Annotated in this window: 23 protein-coding genes and 1 other RNA gene; 16 read left to right on the forward strand and 8 right to left on the reverse strand. The window is 69.1% G+C overall.

The annotated features are described in order from the left end of the window. Nucleotides 1-54: 54 nt before the first annotated feature. From BU28_RS0101285 to BU28_RS0101295, 4 genes are all read left to right on the forward strand, one after another. A complete protein-coding gene (locus tag BU28_RS0101285; protein WP_028717834.1) occupies nucleotides 55-1,110 on the forward strand; it encodes an ABC transporter substrate-binding protein in 1,056 nt (351 codons plus the stop codon). Nucleotides 1,111-1,268: 158 nt separating this feature from the next. Continuing rightward, nucleotides 1,269-1,622, forward strand: a transfer-messenger RNA (tmRNA) gene (gene ssrA, locus BU28_RS24445). An 82-nt stretch (nucleotides 1,623-1,704) separates the two neighbouring features. After that, on the forward strand, nucleotides 1,705-2,976 hold the full coding sequence (locus BU28_RS0101290; RefSeq protein WP_028717835.1) for a glutamate-5-semialdehyde dehydrogenase: 1,272 nt from the start codon (nucleotides 1,705-1,707) through the stop codon (nucleotides 2,974-2,976). Next, nucleotides 2,973-3,905, forward strand: a complete 933-nt coding sequence (locus BU28_RS0101295) for a hypothetical protein (RefSeq protein ID WP_028717836.1) — start codon at nucleotides 2,973-2,975, stop codon at nucleotides 3,903-3,905. Before BU28_RS0101290 ends, BU28_RS0101295 begins: the two co-directional genes overlap by 4 nt. On the opposite strand, the gene BU28_RS0101300 is transcribed toward BU28_RS0101295, so the two are convergent. Further along, nucleotides 3,902-4,561: a histidine phosphotransferase family protein gene (locus BU28_RS0101300; protein ID WP_051577664.1), complete on the reverse strand. Its 660-nt coding sequence runs from the start codon at nucleotides 4,559-4,561 to the stop codon at nucleotides 3,902-3,904. The genes BU28_RS0101295 and BU28_RS0101300 overlap by 4 nt on opposite strands. 36 nt (nucleotides 4,562-4,597) lie before the next feature. On the opposite strand from BU28_RS0101300, the gene BU28_RS24450 reads away from it, so the two are divergent. The 3 genes from BU28_RS24450 to olsA all read left to right on the forward strand — a co-directional run bounded on the left by BU28_RS24450 (nucleotide 4,598) and on the right by olsA (nucleotide 6,528). Continuing rightward, nucleotides 4,598-4,774, forward strand: a complete 177-nt coding sequence (locus BU28_RS24450; RefSeq protein WP_080620675.1) for a DUF3553 domain-containing protein — start codon at nucleotides 4,598-4,600, stop codon at nucleotides 4,772-4,774. Between the two features lie 147 nt (nucleotides 4,775-4,921). Further along, nucleotides 4,922-5,704 carry an L-ornithine N(alpha)-acyltransferase gene (olsB, locus tag BU28_RS0101310; protein ID WP_028717838.1) on the forward strand — a complete coding sequence of 261 codons (783 nt, stop codon included), beginning with the start codon at nucleotides 4,922-4,924 and terminating at the stop codon, nucleotides 5,702-5,704. Next, the gene (gene olsA / locus BU28_RS0101315) at nucleotides 5,701-6,528 is read left to right on the forward strand and encodes a lyso-ornithine lipid O-acyltransferase (RefSeq protein WP_028717839.1); all 828 of its coding nucleotides are present in this window, start codon (nucleotides 5,701-5,703) and stop codon (nucleotides 6,526-6,528) included. The genes olsB and olsA overlap by 4 nt, the downstream gene beginning before the upstream one ends. Before the next feature lie 6 nt (nucleotides 6,529-6,534). Here the strand turns inward: olsA and BU28_RS0101320 are convergent, their stop codons facing one another. The 4 genes from BU28_RS0101320 to ubiE form a co-directional block, all read right to left on the reverse strand. Then, entirely contained in the window at nucleotides 6,535-8,313 is a 1,779-nt protein-coding gene (locus tag BU28_RS0101320; protein ID WP_028717840.1) for an SLC13 family permease, read from the reverse strand. Nucleotides 8,314-8,409: 96 nt separating this feature from the next. Further along, a complete protein-coding gene (locus BU28_RS0101325) occupies nucleotides 8,410-9,246 on the reverse strand; it encodes a TIGR00282 family metallophosphoesterase (RefSeq protein ID WP_028717841.1) in 837 nt (278 codons plus the stop codon). Nucleotides 9,247-9,298: 52 nt separating this feature from the next. Then, the gene (ubiB, locus tag BU28_RS0101330; protein ID WP_028717842.1) at nucleotides 9,299-10,831 is read right to left on the reverse strand and encodes a 2-polyprenylphenol 6-hydroxylase; all 1,533 of its coding nucleotides are present in this window, start codon (nucleotides 10,829-10,831) and stop codon (nucleotides 9,299-9,301) included. A gap of 1 nt (nucleotide 10,832) precedes the next feature. Next, nucleotides 10,833-11,609, reverse strand: coding sequence for a bifunctional demethylmenaquinone methyltransferase/2-methoxy-6-polyprenyl-1,4-benzoquinol methylase UbiE (ubiE, locus tag BU28_RS0101335; RefSeq protein ID WP_028717843.1), 777 nt, complete (start codon nucleotides 11,607-11,609; stop codon nucleotides 10,833-10,835). A gap of 107 nt (nucleotides 11,610-11,716) precedes the next feature. On the opposite strand from ubiE, the gene mutM reads away from it, so the two are divergent. The 7 genes from mutM to BU28_RS0101370 all read left to right on the forward strand — a co-directional run bounded on the left by mutM (nucleotide 11,717) and on the right by BU28_RS0101370 (nucleotide 18,460). Further along, a complete protein-coding gene (gene mutM, locus BU28_RS0101340) occupies nucleotides 11,717-12,562 on the forward strand; it encodes a bifunctional DNA-formamidopyrimidine glycosylase/DNA-(apurinic or apyrimidinic site) lyase (protein WP_028717844.1) in 846 nt (281 codons plus the stop codon). Nucleotides 12,563-12,694: 132 nt separating this feature from the next. Then, complete coding sequence (locus BU28_RS0101345) at nucleotides 12,695-13,471, forward strand: enoyl-CoA hydratase (RefSeq protein WP_028717845.1); 777 nt, start codon at nucleotides 12,695-12,697, stop codon at nucleotides 13,469-13,471. A 145-nt stretch (nucleotides 13,472-13,616) separates the two neighbouring features. After that, nucleotides 13,617-13,886, forward strand: coding sequence for a 30S ribosomal protein S20 (gene rpsT, locus BU28_RS0101350; RefSeq protein ID WP_028717846.1), 270 nt, complete (start codon nucleotides 13,617-13,619; stop codon nucleotides 13,884-13,886). A 523-nt stretch (nucleotides 13,887-14,409) separates the two neighbouring features. Continuing rightward, nucleotides 14,410-15,774: a chromosomal replication initiator protein DnaA gene (gene dnaA, locus BU28_RS0101355; protein ID WP_028717847.1), complete on the forward strand. Its 1,365-nt coding sequence runs from the start codon at nucleotides 14,410-14,412 to the stop codon at nucleotides 15,772-15,774. Nucleotides 15,775-15,846: 72 nt separating this feature from the next. Continuing rightward, the gene (dnaN, locus tag BU28_RS0101360) at nucleotides 15,847-16,965 is read left to right on the forward strand and encodes a DNA polymerase III subunit beta (RefSeq protein ID WP_028717848.1); all 1,119 of its coding nucleotides are present in this window, start codon (nucleotides 15,847-15,849) and stop codon (nucleotides 16,963-16,965) included. Further along, a complete protein-coding gene (recF, locus tag BU28_RS0101365; RefSeq protein ID WP_028717849.1) occupies nucleotides 16,962-18,035 on the forward strand; it encodes a DNA replication/repair protein RecF in 1,074 nt (357 codons plus the stop codon). The genes dnaN and recF overlap by 4 nt, the downstream gene beginning before the upstream one ends. Continuing rightward, nucleotides 18,032-18,460 (forward strand): VOC family protein, encoded by a 429-nt coding sequence (locus BU28_RS0101370; protein ID WP_028717850.1) that lies wholly within the window; start codon nucleotides 18,032-18,034, stop codon nucleotides 18,458-18,460. Before recF ends, BU28_RS0101370 begins: the two co-directional genes overlap by 4 nt. On the opposite strand, the gene ade is transcribed toward BU28_RS0101370, so the two are convergent. Beyond that, nucleotides 18,457-20,232, reverse strand: a complete 1,776-nt coding sequence (ade, locus tag BU28_RS0101375; protein ID WP_028717851.1) for an adenine deaminase — start codon at nucleotides 20,230-20,232, stop codon at nucleotides 18,457-18,459. The genes BU28_RS0101370 and ade overlap by 4 nt on opposite strands. Nucleotides 20,233-20,295: 63 nt before the next feature. On the opposite strand from ade, the gene recO reads away from it, so the two are divergent. After that, nucleotides 20,296-21,021 (forward strand): DNA repair protein RecO, encoded by a 726-nt coding sequence (gene recO / locus BU28_RS0101380; protein WP_028717852.1) that lies wholly within the window; start codon nucleotides 20,296-20,298, stop codon nucleotides 21,019-21,021. A gap of 6 nt (nucleotides 21,022-21,027) precedes the next feature. On the opposite strand, the gene BU28_RS0101385 is transcribed toward recO, so the two are convergent. Next, nucleotides 21,028-21,444, reverse strand: a complete 417-nt coding sequence (locus tag BU28_RS0101385; protein WP_028717853.1) for an META domain-containing protein — start codon at nucleotides 21,442-21,444, stop codon at nucleotides 21,028-21,030. Between the two features lie 78 nt (nucleotides 21,445-21,522). Then, nucleotides 21,523-23,166 (reverse strand): acyl-CoA dehydrogenase family protein, encoded by a 1,644-nt coding sequence (locus BU28_RS0101390; RefSeq protein ID WP_028717854.1) that lies wholly within the window; start codon nucleotides 23,164-23,166, stop codon nucleotides 21,523-21,525. A gap of 282 nt (nucleotides 23,167-23,448) precedes the next feature. Here BU28_RS0101390 and BU28_RS0101395 point away from each other — a divergent pair, with 282 nt between their 5' ends. Then, nucleotides 23,449-24,222 carry a sulfite exporter TauE/SafE family protein gene (locus BU28_RS0101395; RefSeq protein WP_028717855.1) on the forward strand — a complete coding sequence of 258 codons (774 nt, stop codon included), beginning with the start codon at nucleotides 23,449-23,451 and terminating at the stop codon, nucleotides 24,220-24,222.

Genomic DNA, 24,222 nt, shown 5'->3' on the forward strand with positions numbered 1-24,222 from the left:
CGGGGGGCGGCTAGCCTGCCCGGATCAGGCCACACCCATACCCAAAGGACACAGATGACACTCCTGCGCTCCTCCGCTGCCGCGCTGCTGCTTTCGGGCAGCCTGCTTGCCGTCCCCGCCCTTGCCGCCGACCCCGAGCTGACCGTCTTCGACTGGGCGGGATTCGAGGAGCCGGTGATCTTCCAGGGCTATGTCGACAAATACGGCGACAGCCCCACCTTCGCCTTCTACGGCGATGACGACGAGGCCTATCAGAAGCTCGCCTCGGGCTTCAAGGCGGACGTGGCGCACCCCTGTTCGCAGATGGTGTCGAAATATCGCGACGCCGGGCTGATCGAGCCCTGGGACGTGTCGCGCATTCCCGCCTTTTCGACCATCGACCCCAGCTTCCTGCATTCGCCGATCTTCAAGGACGACACCGGGGTCTGGTACATCCCGACCGACTGGGGCGCGACCGCCATCGCCTACAACAAGGACACCGTGCCGGCCGAGGACGTGGCCAGCCTGAACGTCTTCATCGACCCGAAATACCAGGGCCGCACCAGCCTGCCCGATTCGGCGGACGACGTCTGGGCGCTGGCCTATCTGGCGACGGGCACCGCGGACTGGACCAAGGTCACCGACGAGCAGTTCAAGGCCGCCGCCGACTGGCTGCGCCAGGCGCACCAGAACGTCGCCGCCTATTGGGCCGACCCGTCCGAACAGGCGCAGCTGATGGCCTCGGGCGCGGTGGACGTGGCCTGGTCCTGGAACGACGGCGTGGTGCTGCTGAAGAACGACGGCTTTCCGGTCGGCTTCCAGCGCGCCCCGAAAGAGGGCTCCTCGACCTTCTTCTGCGGCTTCATCAACCTCAAGAACGGCCCGGGCAGCGAAGACAAGGCCTATGACTTCATCAACGCCTGGCTCGCCCCGCCGGCGGCCAAGGGGCTTCTGGACACGATCGGCTACGGCCACACCTCGACCGTCGCGATGGACACGATCAGGGACGAGCCCGCGGTGAAGGAGGGCCTGTCCCCGGTCGACGCCCCGATCCTGGCCCAGACCCCGAACGACCCCGAGCAGCGCGAGAAGCAGCTGGCCGAGTTCGAAAAGATCAAAGCCGGGTTCTGACGCCCCGCACCGCGCAGCCGCCGCGCCAGCGGCACGGCCGCCTGGGTATTTGGAAAACGGTGAAGGCCGGGCGCGCCGATTCGGCTTTCACCGTTCGAGAAATACCCCAAGGGGTGAATTGGCCCGCAAGGCGGGACAAGAGGGGAACGGCGTTCCCCTCTCTTGCGCCCCGCGATGGCGCCGCCTATATTCGAAGCGTCCGGGTTCGCCCGGACTATGGACATAAACGCGCAGGTAATAAGCGGATCGGACCCGGGGGCGGTACCCGGCGACTCCACCAAACTCCCTCGTTGGGGGCACCTGGGGTCGAAACAGGATCGACGAACGTCTAAAGCTGTTTGCTTTGTCCCGGTGAGCTACCACCGTTATCGGTGCGATATGTACAGTTGCCAACGACAACCGTGCTCCGGTCGCTCTGGCTGCGTAAGCAGCTCGGGTAACCGAAAACTAAGCCCTTGCGCCTAGCAGCGTAAGGCGGGGCCCGCAGGAGCCTGGCAACAGAATCCTGCACCTTCCCCTTTCCTTGCCCGCCTTATCTTCTGGCAATTTTCCGCGTTCGGCCCTATCTCCGTGGCCATGCAAGGGAATGTTGCCATGAAAGACCTGACCACCTCCGACGCGGATGCGCTGATCGCGGAGCTGGGCGCGCGGGCGCGCGATGCCGCCCTGGCCCTGGCCGAGGCCAGCGCCGAGCGCAAGCATGCCGCGCTGATCGGCGCCGCCGAGGCGCTGCGCGAGTCCGAGGACGCGATCCTGGACGCCAACACGCTGGACATGGATTTCGCCCGCGAAAAGGGGCTGAGCCCGGCCATGCTGGACCGGCTGAAGCTGGACCCGGCGCGGGTCCGCGCCATGGCCGAGGGGCTGCGCGCCGTGGCCGAGCAGGCCGATCCGGTGGGCCGGGTGCTGGCGGAATGGGACCGGCCGAACGGGCTGCACATCCGGCGCGTGGCCACCCCCCTGGGCGTCATCGGGGTGATCTATGAAAGCCGGCCGAACGTCACCGCGGATGCGGCGGGTCTGGCGCTGAAGGCCGGGAACGCGGTCATCCTGCGCGGCGGCTCGGAAAGCCTGCACAGTTCGGCCGCGATCCATGCGGCGCTGGTGCGGGGCCTGACCCAGGCCGGCCTGCCCGAGGCGGCGGTCCAGATCGTGCCCACGCGCGACCGTGCGGCGGTGGCCGCCCTGCTGCGCGCCCAGGGGCTGATCGACGTGATCGTGCCGCGCGGCGGCAAGGGGCTTGTGGGGCTGGTGCAGCGCGAGGCGCGGGTCCCGGTCTTTGCCCATCTGGAGGGGATCTGCCACGTCTATGTCGACGGCGATGCGGATCTGGCCAAGGCGCGGCGCGTCGTCCTGAACGCCAAGACCCGGCGCACCGGCATCTGCGGCGCGGCCGAGTGCCTGCTGATCGACCGCCGCTTTTATGCCGAGCACGGGCCCGTGCTGATCCAGGACCTGCTGGACGCCGGCGTCGAGGTCCGGGCCGGGGGCGAACTGGCCCAGGTTCCGGGCACCGTCCCCGCCCAGCCCGACGATTTCGGGCAGGAGTTCCTGGACAAGATCATCGCCGCGACGCTGGTCGATGGCGTCGAGGGGGCGATCGCCCATATCCGCCGCTACGGCTCGGGGCACACGGAATCGATCCTGACGGAAAACGACGCCACCGCCGAGCGCTTCTTCAAGGGCCTGGACAGCGCCATCCTGATGCGCAACGCCTCGACCCAGTTCGCGGACGGCGGCGAATTCGGGATGGGCGCGGAGATCGGCATCGCCACGGGCAAGATGCATGCGCGCGGCCCCGTGGGCGCCGAGCAACTGACCAGCTTCAAGTATCTGGTCACCGGCGACGGCGCCATCCGCGCGTGACGCAGCGCCTGCTGCATGGGGACGCGCACCATCGGGTGACGCTGTTCCCGGGGCCCGCCGGCAGCCGGCGGGCGGTGGTCTGCTTTGAGCCGGGGCGCGAGCGGATGGCGGGGTTCGAGCCCGCCGCAGCCCCGCATTTCGCCGCGCGGCTGGGGCTGGACGCGCTGGTCGTGCAGACCGCGCGGCGCGACTGGTTCCTGTCGCCCGCCAGCCCGGCGCTGGCCGCCGCGTTGCGCCGGGCCACGGCGAACTATGCCGAGGTCTGCCTAAGCGGCTTTTCCATGGGCGGCTATGGCGCGCTGCTGTATTCGGCGGCTTGCCACGGGGTCCGGGCCATGGTCGTGTCGCCGCAATACTGCATCGATCCCGCCGTCGCCCCCTGGGACCCCGGGCGGCACGACAAGTTCCGCCGCATCGGCCAGCCCATGCCCCTGCCCCAGTCCCAAGGCGACCCGCGCCTTGGAGGAATTGTGCTTTATGACCCCGCGATCCCCGAGGACCGGCAGCACGCGCGCCATGTGCTGAAGGCCTTTCCCGCCATGACCGGCGTCGCCCTGCCGCATGGCGGCCACCCGGCCAGCGGCGTCCTGGGCGAGGCGGGCCGCGTCGGCCGCATCGCCGAGATGGTGATCGCGGACCGGATCGACGGGGCGGCGCTGCGCGACCTGCACCGCCGGGCGCGCCGCAACTCGGCCCGGTACCGGCTGAACCTTGCCCTGGCCGGGGCCGCGCGCCACGGCGCCCGCGCCCTGCCGGTCCTGGCCGAACTGGCCCGGACAGCCGCCCCCCGCCTGCGGCTGGAGGCCGGGCTGGCCTTGTTGCCGCTGGACCGCGAGCAGGGCATCGCCGCGCTGCTGCAGCTGCTGGAGGACACGCCCGAGGCCCCCAGGGCCTGGGCGGGCCGGATCGAGCGCGCGCTGGCGTCCTAGAAGGAAATCTCGCCGCCCGTCTCGTCCAGTTCCCAGGCAAGCGGGCGATTGGCCTGGCGCGCAAAGGCGGCCAGCAGGGCGAACTGCACCTCGGAGGGCGCGGGCTCGGTCAGGGCGCGCGGGGCGGCCGCCGCCCGGTCGAGCCAGGCCCAGAGCGCCGGGTCGGACTTGACGCGGGACGATTCCGCGACCAGCCGCCAGCCGCGCGCGCCGCGGCAGATCAGCACGCTGCCGCCCCAGGGCATGGCGGTTTCCAGGCACATGAACGCCAGCAGGATCATCCGCGCCTCGGTCCGGGGCAGGTCGCCCGGCGCGTCCAGCCTGACCCGGATGCGCCCCGCCTTGTCGGCATCGCCCAGAAGCCCGGCCAGTTCCGTCAGCGCGATGCGCTGGTCGGGGGCGGCGTGGCCGAAGGCCATGCGGAACCAGCGGATGCGCGCCCGCGCCGCCTGCACGCTTTCGGCGACAAGCTGCATCTCGGCGCTTTTGGCGATGCCCGGAAAATCGCCGGACAGCTGCAGAAGCTCGAGCCCGTTGCCGATGGCCCCGAGCGGCGAGACGAGATCGTGGCAGAGACGCGAGCCGACCAGCGCAGCAAGGCGCTCGGCCTCGACCCCCGGATGATCCTCGGAGCGGCGGATTGTAATGTCGTCCATGAGTGACTAGCCTAATTGAGCAGGAAAGGGGCCGCGATGAACGAGATCCTTGAGCCGGGCATGATCGTGCGCCACCCCGGCGCGCCCGAATGGGGAACCGGCCAGGTGCAGTCGCGCATCGGCGACCGCATCACCGTGAATTTCGACAATGCCGGCAAGCAGGTCGTGGATGGTCGCCATGTCAGTCTTGAACTGGTCACGCTTCGCCCCTGAGTATACAATTTGATCATATTGCAACTTTAGCTTGTGTCAATTCCCGGCAGGCTGCCTGCCCCGCCCCGACGCAGGGTCCAGTTGCATTGCCGGCCTGTCCCGCCTAGACACGGGGCCGACCCCGGACAGCAGGTGTGACGCTTTGCGATGATGCCAGAAGGCGCGTATTTCGAAACCCGGCTAGCCCGGCGCGAGGCCGACCTGCTGTCGGCCCAGCGGCTGCGCTATCGCGTCTTCGTCGAGGAGCTGGGCGCGGACGGCGACCTGGTGGACCATGAAAACCGGCTGGAGCGCGACGCCTTCGACCCGGTGGTCGATCACCTGGTGCTGGTGGACCGCCGCCGCCCGGAATCGGATCTGGAGCATGTCGTGGGCGTCTATCGCCTGCTGCCCGGCGACCGCATCGGCGGGAACGATCGCTTCTATTGCGACGGGGAATACGACCTTTCGCCCCTGCGCCGCAGCGGCCGGCGCGTGCTGGAACTGGGCCGGTCCTGCATGGCGCCGGATTTCCGGGGCGGCAGCGGCATGTTCCTGCTGTGGTCGGCCCTGGCCGAATATGTGCTGGACCGGCAGGTCGAGGTGCTGTTCGGCGTCGCCTCGTTCCACGGGACCGATGCGGGGCTGCTGGCGCAGCCGCTGTCCTGGCTTTACCGCCACCACCTGGCCCCCGAGGGGATGCGCCCCCGCGCCCGCCCCGAGGGATACCAGCGCATGGACCTGGTGCCCGAAGCGAGGCTGGACCGGCGCGCCGCGATGGCCGGGATGCCGCCGCTGATCAAGGCCTATCTGCGGCTGGGCGGCGTCGTCGGCGAGGGCGCGTTCCTGGACCATGCCTTCAACACCACCGACGTCTTCCTGATGGTGGACACCGCCGCGATGTCGGCCAGGCACCGCCGCTTTTACGAGGCGCGCGGCCTGACGGAATGACCGAATCCCATCCCGGCACCTGGCGCGACGACGGCGCCCCCGCGGTTCCCCGGCCCGGTCCCCTGGGCTGGCTTCTGGTCGTGACGCGGGGCCTGGCGATCCTGTCGGTCCTGCTGATCGGGGTCGTGCTGATCCTGCCCTTGCGCGCGGGGGAACGGCTGCTGGCCGGTCCGCGCCGCCCGGTGACGGGCCCCCATGTCCAGATCGTCTGCCGCATCTGCCTGTGGCTCATGGGCCTGCGCTGCGAGGTTCGGGGGCGGCCGATGCGGGGCCCCGGCGCGGTGGTCGCGAACCATGCCAGCTGGCTGGACATCTTCGTGATGAACGCGGCCATGCCGGTGTTCTTCGTTGCCAAGGCCGAGGTGGCGGGCTGGCCCGGCATCAACATCCTGACCCGCGTGACCGACACGCATTTCGTCGCGCGCGACCCGCGCCTGGCGCAGGCCCAGGCGCAGGAGTTCTGCGCCCGCACCCGTGCCGGCCACCGGCTGCTGTTCTTTCCCGAAGGCACCAGCACGGACGGCCACCGCGTCCTGCCCTTCAAGCCGACGCTGTTCCAGGGCTTCCTGGACCCCGACCTGCCCCGGTCGCTGGCGGTGCAGCCGATGACGGTGATCTATCATGCGCCGCCCGGGCGCGACCCGCGCTTTTACGGCTGGTACGGCGACATGGCGCTGGGAACGCATCTGCTGGCGGTCCTGGCCCAGCCGCGCCAAGGCCGCGTCAGCGTGGTGCTGCACGACCCGATCCCCGTGGCCGGAGAGACGCGCAAGACCCTGGCGGCCAAGGCCGAGGCCGCCGTCCGCTCGGGCCTGTCCGCCTGACGGGCGTTACAGCGGCCAGAACAGCGGGATCGTCAGGCAGGCCACGATGCCGCAGATGATGTCCAGCGGCACGCCCACCTTGACGAAATCGCTGAACTTGTAGCCGCCGGGGCCATAGACCATCAGGTGGGTCTGATAGCCGATGGGCGTCGCGAAGGCGACCGTGGCCGAGAACATGACGGCGACGACATAGGCGCGCGGATCGTGGCCCAGCGACTGGGCCAGCGCGATGGCGACCGGCGTCAGCAGGACCGCCACGGCATTGTTCGACAGGATCTCGGTCATGACCAGGCCCAGGAAATAGACCGCGATCAGGGTGGCGAAGGGCGGCAGGCCGCGCAGCCAGGGCGCGACGAAATCGACCACCAGCGCCACCGTGCCGGTGTGCTCCAGCGCCTCGCCGACCGCCAGCATGGCAAAGATCATCGCCATCAGCCGGGCATCGACAAAGGAAAACGCCTCTTCGGCATCGACGCAGCGGGTGATCAGCACCACGGCCGAGGCCAGGAAGGCCAGTGCCATGATCGGCGCCACGTCGAACGAGGCGAGCGTCACCACCGCCAGCAGGCAGGCGACCGCGATGGGCGCCTTGGTGCGGCGGAAGGGCCGCGCCGAGGGCCGCGAGACATCGACCAGGTCCATGTCGGCGGCCAGCCGGGCGATATCCTCGGGCGCGCCCTCCAGCAGCAGCGTGTCGCCCACCCGCACCTCGAGATCGTCGAGCTGGCGGCCGATGTTCTGGCTGCGGCGGTGCGCGGCCAGGACATAGACGCCATAGCGGCGGCGCAGGCGCAGGTCGCCCAGGCGCCGCCCGATCATCCGCGCCCCGGGCGAGATCAGCACCTCGACCGTCTCGGTCGCGACCGAGCTGAGCTTGTCGACCATCTGCAGGTCCTTGTGGGCCTGCATTTCCAGCAGGTCGGCCATTTCAGAGCGTAGCACCACCCGGTCGCCGGGCTCCAGCACCACCTCGGCCATGTTGCGGCGCAACGAGGCGTCGCCGCGCAGCACGTCGATCAGCCGCACGGCGTCGCGCTTGAACAGCGGCACCTCGCCGACGTTCATGCCGACCAGGCTGCTGTCCTGGGGAATGGCGACCTCGGTGAAGTATTTCATCTCGCGCCGGGTGCCGAGGAATCCGGCCAGCGAGGTCCGTTCGGGCAGCAGGCGCCAGCCGATCAGGGCGAAATAGGCGATCCCGGCCAGGGTGATGGCGATACCCACGGGGGCGATCTCGAAGATCGTGAACGGGGTCATGCCCGCCTCGCGCGCGACGCCATCGACCAGCAGGTTGGTCGAGGTGCCGATCAGCGTCATCATGCCGCCCAGGATGGTGAAATAGCTGAGCGGGATCAGCAGCTTCGACGGGAACGTGCCCAGCCGCAGCGCAAGCTGGATGCAGATCGGGATCATCACCGCCACGACAGGCGTGTTGTTCATCACCGCCGAGGCCACGATGACAAAGCCGAACATCCCGCAGAGCGTCGCCCGGGGATGGGTCGAGACGCGGGAGGTCACCAGCCGCGACATGATTTCCAGCGCGCCGGTGCGCAAGAGCCCGCCCATGATGATGAACATGAAGGCGATGGTCCAGGGCGCCGCGTTCGACAGCACGCTGCCCGCATCCTTGATCGGCAGCAGACCCAGCACCATCATCACCCCCGCCGTGGCGATGGCCACCACCTCGGGCGGGTGCCGTTCGCGGATGAACTCGATGAACATGACGGTGATGATGACCAGCATGGCGATGGCCGCGTTGGTCCCTGTCAGTTCGAAACCCAGCATGATTGGCTCTGTCCCCTGGCGGCCTCGAAATCACGGGCCTGTCGGTCGCTGATAGAATGATTTTCTGCGCCGCCGCAAGGAAAAGAGGGCTTTCTTCTATGCGTCGGCCCCGGGCTGTGTCGGGGGATGCGTCTGCGACAGCCGCCCGCCGTCGCGCACCGCCTGGATCGCGATGGCGCGTCCGCTGCGGTCGTCGGTGGTGACAAGGACGCCGGCCAGCGTCGCCTCGCCCTCGGCGGGGGTGAAGCGTTCGCTGGACATGCCCGTGATGAAGCGGCGCAGCGGCTCGGCCTTGTCCATGCCGATGACGCTGTCATAGTCGCCGCACATGCCGGCGTCGGACTGATAGGCGGTGCCGCGCGACAGGATCATCGCATCGGCGGTCGGCACATGGGTGTGGGTGCCGACGACCAGGCTGGCGCGACCGTCGCAAAAATGCCCGACGGCCATCTTCTCGCTGGTCGCCTCGGCATGGATGTCCACGACCGAGGCCTGCACCAGCCCGCCCAGCGGATGGGCCTTGAGCACGGTCTCGATGGCCGAGAACGGGTCGTCGAAGGGCCGCTTCATGAAGACCTGGCCCAGCACCTGCGCGACCAGCACCTTGCGCCCGCGCGTCGCGTCGAAGACGCGCGCGCCCCGGCCCGGCGCGGCCTTGGAATAGTTCAGCGGCCGGATGATGCGGGGCTCGGTCTCGATGAAGGACAGCATCTCCTTCTGGTCGAAGGCATGGTCGCCCAGGGTGATGCAGTCGGCGCCGGCTTCCAGGATCAGCCGGGCATGACTGCCCGTCAGCCCCATCCCGCCCGAGGCGTTTTCGCCGTTCACGATGGTGAAGTCCGCGCCGAGCCGGTCCTTGAGCGGTCCGAGCCCTTCGGCGATGGCGCGACGGCCGGCCCGGCCCATCACGTCCCCAAGATAGAGAATACGCATGACGGGCAGCGTTAGGCGAAAGCGCCGCGCCCCTCAACCCCCTTGCGGCGGCTCAGGCCAGCCATGCGCCAATCAGCGCCGATGCCAGCGCGATCCCCGCCCCGACCGCGATGCCGCAGGCAAAGCCCCGCCGGCGTTCGCGGCGCGGCTCGGGCCGCTCGCGCAGCAGTTCGGGCATGCGGCGTTCCAGGAATTCGGGCAGCAGCGGGGCAAAGCGGGCCAGCACCTGGGCCGAGCGCCCCAGGTCGCGGAGCGCGGCGCGGGGGCCCAGGTTGTCGCGGATATAGGTCTCGACCACCGGCCGGGCGACTTCCCACATGTTGATCTGCGGGTCCAGGCTGCGGGCGACGCCCTCGACCACGACCATGGTGCGTTGCAGCAGGATCAGTTCGGTCCGGGTCGCCATGCCGAAGCGCTCCGTCACCTCGAAGAGATAAGCCAGCAGGTTCGCCATGCTGATGCGGCTGGCATCGGCGCCGAAGATCGGCTCGCCCACCGCGCGGAGCGCGCGGGCAAAGGCGGCCATGTCGCGGTCGCGGGGGACATAGCCCGCCTCGAAATGCACCCGCGCCACGCGCATGTAGTCGCGCTGGATGAAGCCATAAAGGATCTCGGCATAGACGCGGCGGGTGTATTCGTCGATTTCGCCCATGATGCCGAAGTCATAGACGATGATGTCGCCGTCCGCCGCGACCTTCAGGTTGCCCTGGTGCATGTCGGCGTGGAAATAGCCGTCGCGCAGCGCATGGCGCAGGAACATCTGCAGCACCCGCGCGCCCAGGGCCGGCAGGTCGTGGCCCGCCGCCTGAAGCGCCGCGATGTCGCCCATCGGGATGCCCTCGGCCCAGTCGCTGGTCAGCACCCGCCGCCCGCTGAGCATCCAGTGCGGGTCGGGCACGCGGATGCCCGTGTCGCCCTGGGTGTTTTCCCGGAACTCGGACGCGTTCGCCGCCTCGCGCCGCAGGTCAAGTTCGCCGATGACCACGGATTCGAAATGGCTGACCACGTCGCGCGGGCGCAGGCGGCGGGCGCCGGGCGACAGCCGCTCGATCATGCCGGCGGCGAAGTGGAAGGCGTCGATGTCGCGGCGGAACCCCGCCTCGACCGAGGGGCGCAGCACCTTGACGGCGACCTCGGCCCCGGTATCGGCACGCTTGGCATGGTGGACCTGGGCGATCGAGGCCGCGGCCACGGGGGGCGAGAATTCCGAAAACAGCGCCGCGACCGGCAGGCCCAGATCCTCGGCCACGATGCGCATCGCATCCGCCTGAGCAAAGGGCGGCAGCCTGTCCTGCAGCATCGAAAGCTGGCCGGCGAGTTCGGGGCCGACCACGTCCGGCCGCGTCGAGAGAATCTGGCCGAACTTGATATAGGCCGGCCCCAGCGCGGTGATCGCGCGCGTGACCGGCGGCAGGTCCGGGTCGCCCGGATAGCCGAGCCAGGCAAAGGGCCAGCCCAGGACGCGCGCGGCCAGCCGCACCCGCGCGGGCGCCTTCATCGCGTCAAGCGCCACCGACATGGCGCCCGTGCGCTCGAAGGTGGCGCCGGTGCGGATCAGGCGCCAGATGTTGTGCGGACCGCGCATGTCAGATCTTCCATCCCGAATGCAGCGCGGCGATGCCCATCGACAGGTTGCGGTACTGCACCCGGCCAAAGCCCGCGCGCCGGATCATGTCGGCGAAGGTCTGCTGGTCGGGGAACTTGCGGATCGATTCGACCAGATACTGATAGCTGTCGCGGTCGTTCGCCACCACCTGCCCCAGCGCCGGAATGACGTTGAAGGAATAGCGGTCATAGAGCCATTGCAGCATGGGCACCGGCATCTGGCTGAATTCCAGCACCATCAGGCGGCCGCCGGGCTTCAGCACGCGGCGCGCCTCGGCCAGGGCGTCGGGGATGCGGGTGACGTTGCGGATGCCGAAGCTGATCGTGTAGCGGTCGAAGCTGTCGTCGGCGAAGGGCAGCGCCATCGCGTCGCCCGTGACCCAGGCCAGGCGGTCGGACAGGCGGTCGGCCTCGGCGCGCTTGCGCCCCTCGACCAGCATCGATTCGGTCATGTCGCAGACGGTGACGCGCGCGCCCGAGGCGCGCCCCAGAAACCGGAAGGCGATGTCGCCCGTGCCCCCCGCCACGTCCAGCAGGTGCTGGCCGTCCCGCGGCGCCAGCCAGTCCATCATCGCGGTCTTCCAGACCCGGTGGATGCCCGCGCTCATCAGGTCGTTCATCACGTCGTAGCGCGAGGCGACGCGCGAAAACACGCCATGGACCAGCCCGGCCTTGTCCTTTTCGGCCACGGTGCGAAAGCCGAAATGGGTCTCGGCCTGGGAATCGCCGTTCGGTTCGGGGCGCGGGCTGTCGGTCATCGTGCTTGTCCATCCGTGGTTTCGGGCACAGATAGGGGCTATCCACGCCGCGCGCCACCCGCCAGAAGCCGGGCTGCGCGCCGCACCATGCGACGAACGGAACGGAAATGCCAGAACTGCCCGAGGTCGAAACCGTCCGCCGCGGCCTGCTGCCGCACCTTGAGGGGCACGTCCTTGCGCGCGCCGAGGCGCGCCGCCCCGACCTGCGCTGGCCGCTGCCGCCGGACCTGGTGCAGGTGCTGACCGGCGCCCGTGTCACGGCGCTGCGGCGACGGTCGAAGTACATCCTGGCCGACCTGGAGGAGCGGGGCACGCTGCTTTTGCACCTGGGCATGTCGGGGCGGATGCTGATCGAGGGCCAGTCGCAGGGCGAGTTCCACCGCGACCCCGCGATCCTGCCGCGCCACGACCATGTGGTGCTGTGGACCGACCAGGGGACGCGCATCACCTTCAACGACGCGCGGCGATTCGGCATGGTGGACCTGATCGCGCCCGGGGCAGCGCATCCGCTGCTGGCGCATCTGGGGCCAGAGCCGCTGGGCCCCGACTTCACCCCCGACGTGCTGGCCCGCGCGCTGGCCGGGCGCAGGACGCCGATCAAGGCCGCGCTGCTGGACCAGCGGATCGTGGCGGGACTGGGCAACATCTATGTGTCCGAGGCGCTGCACCGGGCGGGCATCGACCCGCGCCGGCTGGCGGGCCGGATCGGGGCCGCGCGGATCGCGGCGCTGATCGGGCATATCCGCGACGTGCTGGACGAGGCCATCGCCGCCGGCGGATCGTCGCTGCGCGACCACCGCCAGGCCAGCGGGGAGCTGGGCTATTTCCAGCACAGCTTCCGGGTCTATGACCGCGAGGGCGCGCCCTGCCCGCGACCCGCCTGCCCCGGGACCATTCGCCGGATCGTGCAGTCGGGGCGGTCGAGCTTTTACTGCCCCGCCTGTCAACGTTGAGGCGCCGGAGCCTCCGGCGGGGATATTTGACCAAGAAAGAAGTCCGCGCACCCGGTCCCCGCGCGGCGCTGGCCTAAGGCGCGCGCATTTGTTAATGCTCGCGCCCAGCGTCATAGCGAAAGGCTCGGTTTCATGGCTTACCAGACCCTCACCGTCGAGATCGACGATTATGTCGCGCTGATCCGGCTTGCACGGCCGGAGGCGTTGAACGCGTTGAATTCGCAACTGGTCGGAGAACTGGCCGAGGCGCTGGCCGAAGCCGACCGCAACGACAAGGTGCGCTGCATCGTCCTGACCGGCAGCGAAAAGGCCTTTGCGGCCGGGGCGGACATCAAGGAGATGGCGACGAAAACCTATGTCGACGCCTATACCACCGACCTGTTCGGGGCCGAGATCGACCGCATCACCGCCACGAGGAAGCCGATCATCGCGGCAGTCGCGGGCTATGCGCTGGGCGGCGGCTGCGAACTGGCGATGGCCTGCGATTTCATCATCTGCGCCGACACCGCCAAGTTCGGCCAACCCGAGATCAACCTGGGCGTCATCGCCGGCATCGGCGGCACCCAGCGCCTGACGCGCTTTGTCGGCAAGTCGAAGTCGATGGAGATGCACCTGACCGGCCGCTTCATGGACGCGGCCGAGGCCGAACGCTCGGGCCTGGTCAGCCGCGTCGTCCCCGCCGCCAAGCTGATCCCCGAGGCGATGGCCGCCGCCAAGAAGATCGCCGAGAAGTCCATGATCGCCGTGCTTGCCGCCAAGGAGGCGGTGAACCGCGCCTATGAAACCACCCTGCGCGAGGGCGTCCTGTTCGAGCGGCGGACCTTTCAGGCGCTGTTCGCGACCGAGGACCAGAAGGAAGGCATGAGCGCCTTCCTGGAAAAGCGCGCGCCGCAGTTCCGCGACCGCTGATTGCGCTTGGCATTGCCGGAGCGCCGGTGTATAGGGCCGGCCTGACATGCGCGTGGGCCCGCTTAGGCAAGAATCATGACCGTCCCGGATGGGACGGTGCCGTGGGGCTTTTGCGCGATCAAGATATTCGGAGAGACAAGCACCCATGGCCAATACGCCCCAGTCCAAGAAACGCGCACGCCAGATCGAGCGCGTCACCGCCGTCAACAAGGCCCGCCGTTCGCGCATTCGCACCTTCCTGCGCAAGGTCGAGGAAGCCATCGCCGGCGGCAATGCCGACGCGGCCCGCGAAGCGCTGAAGAACGCCCAGCCCGAACTGATGCGCGGCGTGACCAAGGGCGTCGTTCACAAGAACACCGCGGCGCGCAAGATCTCGCGTCTGGCGGCCCGCGTGAAGGCCCTGTCGAACGCCTGAGGCGCTGCGGCAAATCCGCAACTGAGATCGAACAATACGGGGGCGCGTTCTTTACCGAACGTGCCCTTTGGCATCAAAAGCATAGCCGCAAGGCCCTGATCTTGCCCGATTTTCAAGGGACGGTCCGGGCCGTGCACGGCGTCAGATTCGTCTGGCAAAGTGGCTGTCAAGCACGAAGATCGGTTGTCGGCCGAGCGCCGTTCTTGCTAGCTTCGGTCCAGCGATTCACGTCGCACCTGGGGGACATGCTCCGCAACCGGCACTGCCTGCCGGCACGCGGACCGGCAGCATGATCGCGGGACGATCTGCTACCTGATGAAGCACGAGGCCGGCTGCCACCGGCGTCTGCTTCGTGTCTGGAATCGAAGGCTGCGGAGGCAGCCGGCCGCTTTTGGCGGCTGGTTCTTTCGTTGACCGCGAATCCGTCCCCCCTGTGCCGATGCCGAATCAAGGCGCGACGGTGAACCCCCGTGAAAACCGGGGGGCCGCGCTAAACATGGGCAAGGAAACGGACTTGGGCGAGATGGACAAGATTTGGGGGCAGGCGCGTGAAGAACTGCAAAGAATCGTCGGAGCGGACAGCTTCGCGACCTGGATCGACCCGCTGAAGCTGGCCGAGGTCGATGACGGCACCGCCGTGATCGCCTGCCCCACCCGCTTCCTGTCGGACTGGGTGTCACGCCATTACAGCGACGACATCCTGACCGTGCTGGACCGCCTGGGCGGCCCGGTGCACCGGCTGAGCTTCGAGACGCGCAGCCAGGCGGCCAGCCCTGCCGCCGCCGCGCCCAAGCGCCCCGCCGCCCGTCAGGACGCCACCCGCGGAGACGCCCGGGCCGAGGGCGAGGAGCTGACCGCGCCGCTGGACCAGCGCTTCACCTTCGAGAATTTCGTCGTTGGCAAGCCCAACGAACTCGCCCATGCCGCCGCCCGCCGCGTGGCCGAGGGCGGGCCCGTAACCTTCAACCCGCTGTTCCTTTACGGCGGCGTGGGCCTGGGCAAGACCCACCTGATGCATGCCATCGCGCGCGAGATCCAGGCCCGCCAGCCCGATGCCCGCGTGCTGTACCTGTCGGCGGAACAGTTCATGTACCGCTTCGTCCAGGCGCTGCGCGACCGGACCGTAATGGATTTCAAGGAACTGTTCCGCACCGTCTCGGTGCTGATGGTCGACGACGTCCAGTTCATCGCCGGCAAGGATTCCACGCAGGAGGAATTCTTCCATACCTTCAACACCCTGGTCGACCAGGGCAAGCAGATCGTGATTTCCGCCGACCGCGCGCCGGGCGAGATCAAGGACATGGAGGAGCGCATCAAGTCGCGCCTGCAATGCGGGCTGGTCGTGGACCTGCACCCCACCGACTACGAACTGCGGCTGGGCATCCTGCAAAGCAAGACCGACGCCTTCCGCCAGCAATATCCGGGCCTTCTGCTGGCGCCGGGCGTGCTGGAGTTCCTGGCCCATCGCATCACCTCGAACGTGCGCGTGCTGGAAGGCGCGCTGCAGCGGCTGTTCGCCTTTGCCAGCCTGATGGGGCGCGAGATCACGCTGGACATGACGCAGGAATGCCTGGCCGACATCCTGCGCGCCAACGACCGCAAGGTCTCGATCGAGGAGATCCAGCGCAAGGTCGCCGAGCATTACAACATCCGCCTGTCGGACATGATCGGGCCGAAGCGCGTGCGCACCGTCGCCCGACCCCGCCAGATCGCGATGTATCTGGCCAAGCAGATGACCTCGCGCAGCCTGCCCGAGATCGGCCGCCGGTTCGGCGGGCGGGATCACACGACGATCATGCATGGCGTGAAGAAGATCGAGGAGCTGCGCAGCGCCGACCGCAGCCTGGCCGAGGACATCGACCTGCTGCGCCGCCTGCTGGAAGCCTGATCGCAGCCGCTTGACCCCGCGCGGGATTCTGCCACATTGGCGCCCCGCGCCGGATCAGGATGAGGATTAGTGATGAAATTTGCCATTGAACGGGCCGATCTGGTCAAGGCCGTGGCCCAGGCCCAATCCGTGGTCGAACGGCGCAACACGATCCCGATCCTGGCCAACGTCCTGATCGAGGCCACGGCCGAGGGCGTCAGCTTTCGCGCGACCGATCTCGACACCGAAATCGTCTATCGCACCACCGCCCAGGTCGAGCAGCCCGGCGCGACCACGGTTTCGGCCAGCATGCTCAACGACATCGCCCGCAAGCTGCCGGACGGGGCGCTGATCCAGCTGGGGCTGGACGGCGGTTCGCAGCGGCTTTCGGTGCAGGCGGGGCGGTCGAACTTCAGCCTGGCGACGCTGCCGCGCGAGGATTTCCCGGTCATGTCGGCATCGGAATACGCGGCGAACTTCAGCGCCCCGGCGCTGGTCCTGCGGCGGCTGTTCGACAAGTCCAAGTTCGCGATCTCGAACGAGGAAACGCGCTATTACCTGAACGGCGTCTATATGCATGTGGCCGAGGGCGCGGACGGGCCCAGCCTGCGCTGCGTGGCGACCGACGGCCACCGGCTGGCCCGCATCGACGCCCCCCTGCCCGGCGGCGCGGCCGACATGCCGGGCGTCATCGTGCCGCGCAAGACGGTGGCGGAACTGCGCAAGCTGCTGGACGACGACGAGACCGAGATCGCGGTGTCCGTCAGCGAAACCAAGGTGCGCTTCGCGACGCCCATGATCACCCTGACCTCGAAGGTGATCGACGGCACCTTCCCCGATTATACCCGGGTGATCCCGTCCTCGAACACCCGCAAGCTCGAGGTGGACGCGGGCGACTTCGCCAAGGCGGTGGACCGGGTGGCGACCGTCAGCAGCGAACGTTCGCGCGCGGTCAAGCTGTCCCTGGACGAAGATCGGCTGGTCCTGTCGGTCAACGCCCCCGACGCCGGCGCGGCGGATGAGGAGCTGTCGGTCGCCTATGCCGACGATCCGCTGGAAATCGGCTTCAACGCCAAGTACCTGCACGAAATCGCCAGCCAGATCGAGCGCGAGAACGCGGTCTTTCTGTTCAACGGCTCGGGCGACGCGGCGCTGATCCGCGAGGGCGGCGACAGCACCGCCGTCTATGTCGTGATGCCGATGCGCGTGTGACGCTGAGCCGCCTGCACCTGACCCAGTTCCGCAGCTGGGCCAGGCTGGACCTGGAGCTTGACGGACGGCCGCTGGCGATCCACGGCCCGAACGGCGCGGGCAAGACGAACATTCTGGAAGCCGCCTCGATGCTGTCCCCCGGCCGGGGCATGCGCGGCGCCCCGCCTGGCGATCAGGCGCGGCAGGGGCCGGACGTGGGCTGGCAGATCCGGGCGCAGATCGGCGATCAGGCGGTCGTGACCCGCGCAGCCCCCGGCCAGCCGCGCGAGGTCATGATCGACGACAAGCCCGCGCCGCAGGTGGCGCTGGGGCGGCTGATGCGGGTGATCTGGCTGGTGCCGGCGATGGACCGGCTGTGGACCGACGCGCCCGAACAGCGCCGCCGCTTTCTGGACCGCGTGACGCTGAGCTTCGCCCCCTTCCATGCCGAGGACGCGCTGGGTTACGACAAGGCCATGCGCGAACGCAATCGCCTGCTGCGCGACGAGGTGCGCGACGACCGCTGGTATCGGGCGCTGGAATCGCAGATGGCCGACATGGGCGCCGCGATCACCCGCAATCGGCAGGACGCCATCGCCCGGATCATGCAGGCCCAGCAGGGCGCGGAAACCGCCTTTCCGGCCGCGCGCCTGACCCTGCTGCCGGGCGAAGGCTTCGCCGACGATCCCGACCCCGCCAGCATCGCCGTCCGCCTGGCCGAGACCCGGTCCCGCGACATGGCCGCCGGCCGCACCCTGACCGGCCCGCACCGCGCGGACCTGGGCGCGCATTGGGGGCCGCAGGACATGCCCGCCGCGCTAAGCTCGACCGGCGAGCAAAAGGCGATGCTGCTGTCGCTGATCCTGGCGAACGCCCGCGCCCTGTCCGGGGAAAGCCCGGTCCTGCTGCTGGACGAGGTCGCGGCCCATCTTGACGCCGACCGCCGCGCGGCATTGCATGACGAGATCTGCGCGCTCGATGCGCAAAGCCTGCTGACCGGCACGGGACCCGAGCTGTTCGACAGCCTGCGGGACCGGGCGCAATTCCTGGCCGTGCGCCGCGACGGCGCCACATCCGAGGTTCTGCCATGAAACGGGAACGTGTCACCCTGATTACCCTGGGCGTCCAGGATCTGGATCGCAGCCGACGCTTTTACGCCGACTGGGGATGGCAGGCGCATCCCGCCTCGCAGCCGGGGCTGGTGCTGTTCCAGATGACCGGCGCGGCGCTGGCGCTGTTCCAGCGCGGCGAGCTGGCCCACGACCAGGGGCGCCCCGAGGCAGAGCTTGGCACCGGCGCCATGACGCTGGCGCAGAACTGTGCCGACGACGCCGAAGCGGATGCCGTCTTTGCCGCCGCGCTGGCCGCCGGGGCGCGGGCGATCAAGCCGCCCGAAAAGGCGGTCTGGGGCGGCTATTCCGGCTATTTCGCCGATCCCGACGGCCATGTCTGGGAAATCGCCTGCAACCCGTTCTGGCCGCTGGATGCGGACGGCGGTCTGACCCTGCCCGGCTAAACGGTCAGGTCCACGATCTGGAAGCTGCGCACATCAACGATGCCAAGGTCCGAGATGCGCAGCTCCGGGATCACCACCAGCGCCAGCAGCGAATGCTGCATATAGGCGTTGTTGAGCGTGCAGCCGCAATCCTGCATCGCCCGGACGATGGCCTGCGCCGCCTCGGCCACCTCGGGCGCGGACAGGTCCGACATCAGCCCGGCAATGGGCAGGGCCACCGTCGCCAGTTCGGCGCCGTCGCGGAACACGGTGACGCCGCCGCCGATGTCCCCCAGGTGGTTCGCCGCCGCCGCCATCGTCTGACGGTCGGTGCCGACGACGATCATGTGGTGGCTGTCATGCGCGACGGTCGAGGCGACCGCGACCCGGCCCCGGTAGCCAAAGCCCGAAACGAAGCCGTTGACCACCCCGCCCGTGCCCCGGTGCCGTTCGACCAGCGCGATATGGCAGATGTCGCCCACGGGCTCGATCACGCCGCCCTGGACCGGCAGATCCGCCTCCAGCGCGCGTGTCGGGGCCTGGTTTTCCACGACGCCGATCACGCGCGCACGCACGCTGTCGCCGCTGGCCTGCGCGCGGAAATCCTCGGCCGCCAGCCGCTTGCCCAGGCGGACCGAGTGCCGCGCCCGCTCGGGCCAGTCGATGCGCGGGCAATCGACCAGCAGCCGGCCCTGCTCGGCCACCACCCGGCCCTGGGCGATGACCAGCTCCACCGGCAAGGCGGCCAGATCGGACGTCAGGATCACATCCGCCCGCCGCCCCGGCGTGATGCTGCCAAGCTCGCGTTCCAGCCCGAAGTGGCTTGCGGCATTGATCGTCGCCATCTGGATCGCCACCAGCGGGTCGCAGCCGCAGGCGATGGCGTGGCGCACCACCCGGTTCATGTGCCCGTCGTGGACCAGCGTGCCGGAATGGCTGTCGTCGGTGCACAGGATGAAGAAGCGCGGGTCGAGGCCCTTTTCGGTGATCGCGGTGATCTGGCTTTCGACGTCGTACCAGGCCGATCCGAGCCGCATCATGCAGCCCATGCCCTGACGGACGCGGGCGATGCCCTGCGCCTCGGTCGTGGTCTCGTGGTCGTCGTTGGCGCCGCCCGCGACATAGGCGTGGAATGGCCGGCCCAGGTCGGGGCTGGCGTAATGGCCGCCGACCGTCTTGCCCGCGGCAACGGTCGCGGCGATCTCGGCCAGCATCTGCGGATCGCCCGCCGCGACGCCGGGAAAGTTCATCATCTCGCCCAGACCGATGATGCCCTCCCAGCCCATGGCCTGGGCGACCTCGCCCTCGGTGATGGGCGCGCCGGTGGTTTCCAGGCCGGGGGCCGAAGGCGCGCAGCTGGGCATCTGGGTGAACATGCTGATCGGTTGCAGCAGCGATTCGTCGCGCATCAGCCGCACGCCCTCCAGTCCCAGCACGTTCGCGACCTCGTGCGGGTCGTGCAGGATGGTCGTCGTGCCATGCGGGATCACGGCTCCGGCAAAGCCGGCGGGGGTCAGCATCCCCGATTCGACATGCATATGCGCGTCGATCAGCCCGGGGACCATGAAGCGGCCCGTCGCCTCGATCACCTGCGTGTCGGGGCCGACCGAGGGGCCCGCGTCTGGCCCGACATAGGCCACGCGGCCATCGGCCACCGCCACGTCGATGCCGGGGATCACCTCGCGCGTGTGGACGTTGACCCATTGCCCGCCCCGGATCACCAGATCGGCCGGGGCGCGGCCGGCGGCCACCTCGACCAGCCGGGGCTGCGCTTGGATCCAGGGTTTCAGCATGGCTCTCTCCTTGTTCGTGGCCCCCAGATTGCGGCAGGGTGGCGGCGAAGGAAAGGCGGCGTGATGGAATGGAGCGGCGAGGCCAGCGTGATGACCCGCACCAGGCACGGCGAGAACGCCGTGATCCTGACCGTGCTGTCGCGCGAGGCGGGGTTGATGCGCGGGCTGGTGCCCGGCGGCGCCAGCGCAAAGCGGTCCGCGATGCTGCAGCCCGGCAACCGCGTCAGCCTGCGCTGGCGCGCCCGGCTTGAAGATCAGCTGGGCACCTTCGCGGTCGAGCCCGGCCGGGCGCGGGCGGGGCTGCTGGCCGGGGCGGACGCGCTGGCGGGGGTGAACGCGGTGACGGCGCTGCTGTCCTGGGCGCTGCCCGAACGCGACCCGCACCCGCGCCTGTCGGACGCGACCGAGGCGCTGCTGGACCTGATGGACCAGGGCGCGCAGGGGGGCGACGGCTGGGCCGGGGCCTATCTGGCCTGGGAGATGTGCCTGCTGGACGAGTTGGGCTTTGGCCTGGACCTGTCGGCCTGCGCGGTGACGGGCGTCCGCGAAGGGCTGGCCTATGTCAGCCCGCGTTCGGGCCGCGCGGTCAGCGCCCAGGCGGCGGGCGACTGGGCGCCGCGCCTGCTGCCCCTGCCCGCGATCCTGGGCGGACGCGGCAACGGCGGCATCGGGGACGCCCTGGCCCTGACCGGGCACTTCCTGCAATCCCGCCTGGCCGAGGCCCATGCCGGAAAGCCGCTGCCCCCGGCCCGCGCCAGGCTGGTCGCGCGGCTGGCGCGCGACCGTTAGGGGCTGCTACTTGCGATAGCCCGGCTCGAAGGTCAGATAGGTCGGGCCGGTGATCTTCAGCACGCCGCCATCATAGGTGATGCCGTCGGCCTGGGCCAGCGCTGCCAGATAGCGGTTTTCCAGCCGGCCGGCATTGCCGGAACAGGCCATCCGCGTCGTGGTGATCGGGCCCAGCTTGAAGGCCGGCGGCTCGGCCGTCTGATTGGCGCTGTAGTGGTTGCAGGGCGCCTGCCCCGAAACCGAGCCGTCGCTGGCGATCTCGATGCCGACATTGCGCTGCGGCACGGTGTCCGAGCCGATGCCGACCAGCACATAGGGCCCGACGGGGATGTTGTGGGATGCACTTCCGGTCGGGGTGGGTTCGCAGGCGGCCAGTGCGGCCGTCGCGGCAAGCGCCGCCGCAAGGGGCAGGAAGCGGGTCATGGGCAGCTCCGTTCTGTCATTTGCCCGCCATAATGCCTGATCGGCCCCCGCTGTCCAGCCGGGGGCGGAATTTTCCCGTCAACCCAGTAACCTGCGTGCAATGACCTGGGCCTGGATCTCGGCCGCGCCCTCGAAGATGTTCAGGATGCGGGCGTCGCACAGGACCCGGCTGATGGCATATTCCAGCGCAAAGCCGTTGCCGCCGTGGATCTGCAGGGCATTGTCGGCGGCGGCCCAGGCGACGCGGGCGCCCAGCAGCTTGGCCATCCCGGCCTCCAGGTCGCAGCGCCGGCCGTGGTCCTTCTGCCAGGCGCTGAAATAGGTCAGCTGGCGCGCGATCATGATTTCCACCGCCATCATCGCCAGCTTGTCGGCGACGCGGGGAAAGTCGATCAGCGCGCGACCGAACTGCTTGCGGTCAAGGGCATAGCGCAGGCCCAGTTCGCAAGCCGATTGCGCCACGCCCACGGCGCGGGCGGCGGTCTGGATGCGGGCGGATTCAAAGGTCTCCATCAACTGCTTGAAACCGCGACCTGGCTCGCCGCCCAGCAGGTTCTCGCCCCGGACGCGGAACCCGTCGAAGCCCAGCTCGTATTCCTTCATGCCGCGATAGCCCAGCACCTCGATCTCGCCCCCGGTCATGCCGGGGGTGGGGAACGGGTCGTCGTCCGTGCCGGGGGTCTTTTCGGCCAGAAACATCGACAAGCCGCGCCAGTCGGTCGTGTCGGGGTCGGTGCGCGCCAGCAGCGTCATCACATGGGTGCGCTGTGCATGGGTGATCCAGGTCTTGTTGCCCGTCACCACCCAGTCGTCGCCATCGCGCACCGCCCGCGTGCGCAGGCTGCCCAGGTCGCTGCCGGTGTTCGGCTCGGTGAAGACGGCCGTGGACAGGATCTGCCCCGAGGCGAGGCCGGGCAGCCATTTCGCCTTCTGCTCCTCCGTACCGCCGCACAGGATCAGCTCGGCCGCGATTTCGCTGCGCGTGCCCAAGCTGCCCACGCCGATATAGCCGCGCGACAGTTCCTCGGTCACGACCACCATCGAGGCCTTGGAGAGGCCGAGGCCGCCGTATTCCTCGGGGATGGTCAGGCCAAAGACGCCAAGCTCGGCCAGTTCCTCGATGATCTCCATCGGGATCAACTGGTCCTTGAGGTGCCAGCCATGGGCGTTGGGGATCACGCGTTCGTCGGCATAGCGGCGGAACTGGTCGCGGATCATCTCGAGATCCTCGTCCAGCCCGGTGGCGCCGAAGGTGGCGCGGCCGTGGTTGTCCTGCATCAGCGCCACCAGTTCGGCCCGCGCCTGGGGCGTGTTGCCGCCTATCAGCGCCAGCGCCGCCTCGGGCGGGGTCCAGTCCAGGCCCAGGTCCGACAGCCGCGCGAATTCGGTCTGGCTCATGGGGATGCCGCCCCGGATCTGGGTCAGGTATTCGCCCAGGCCGATCTGCAGGATCAGCGCCTCGGCCCGGCCAAGGCCGCCCGCCTCGGACAGCCGGCCGGCCCATTCCGTCAGCTGCCGGATCGATTCGACATAGGTCGCCAGCCAGGACAGCGCATGCGCGGCGTGCTGGTCGCGGTCCAGCGCGGCGGGATCGACCTTGCCCGTCGGGGCCACCCGGGCGCGCAGGGTCTGGGTCGCGCGGTCCAGCAGGTCGGAAAGCGCGGGTAGCGTGTCGCGCGCGCGGGCAAGCGTCTGGGCGGGCATGGCGGGCGTATCCTTCATGGCAGGTCCTTTGCGGTCGTGCGGCGTTGCAGCATCTCTAGCGCCAATGCAGGCGCAGCGCAACTATCATGCGTTATACGTGGCGTAAGCGAACGAAAATGACCAAGCCTGCCCGCGATGTCGCTCAGCCCGCCATCGGCGCCCGGACTTTTAGCGTTTGCGGAAAATTCCCCGGAGCGGTAATGACCGGGCCATCGGGCCAAAGCCACGCCCAGCCGCGTTTTCCATCGCGAAAACATGAGACGCCTCAAGCCTGCACGGGCCCCAATCGACTGTCGTTCAATGTTCGGACTGGACCCCTTTCACCTGGCGCTTGCCGTCGCGATCACGCTGTTTTCCGGCTTCGTCAAGGGCGCCATCGGCTTTGCCATGCCGATGATCATGCTGTCGGCGCTGGGATCGTTCCTGACCGCCCAGCAAGCGGTCGCGGCCGTCATCCTGCCGGTGCTCATCACCAACATCCGCCAAGCGCTGCGCCAGGGCTGGGGCCCGGCCTGGGCGGCCACCTGGGCCTATCGCTGGCATATCGGCATGGTCGTGCTGTTCATCCCGGTCAGCGCCTTCTTTGCCACGCGCGTGCCGCAATGGGCGATGTATGCGCTGATCGGCGTGCCGATCACGCTTTACGCGGGATGGCAACTGATGGGCCGCAGCCTGGCCCTGCCCATCCACCACCGCCGCCGGGCCGAGATCGCGACCGGCATCGTCGGCGGGCTGATCGGCGGCGTCTCGGGGATCTGGGGGCCGCCGCTGCTGGTCCTGCTGCTGTCCCTGCACGCGCCCAAGGACGAACAGATGCGCGTCCAGGGCGTCGTGTTCTTCATCGGGGCGGCGGTGCTGACGGTGTCGCACCTGAACTCGGGACTTCTGAACGCGCAAACCCTGCCGTTCTCCGCCATGCTGGTGGTGCCGGCGATCATCGGCATGGGCCTGGGCTATCTGGCGCATGACCGGCTGGACATCTCGCAATTCCGGCGCTGGACGCTGATCCTGCTGGTCGCGACCGGGCTGAACCTGATCCGCCGCGCGACCGAGCTTCTGGGCGCCCCGACCTGA

The sequence above is a fragment of the Paracoccus yeei ATCC BAA-599 genome, assembly GCF_000622145.1.
In the GTDB taxonomy this organism is placed as follows: domain Bacteria; phylum Pseudomonadota; class Alphaproteobacteria; order Rhodobacterales; family Rhodobacteraceae; genus Paracoccus; species Paracoccus yeei.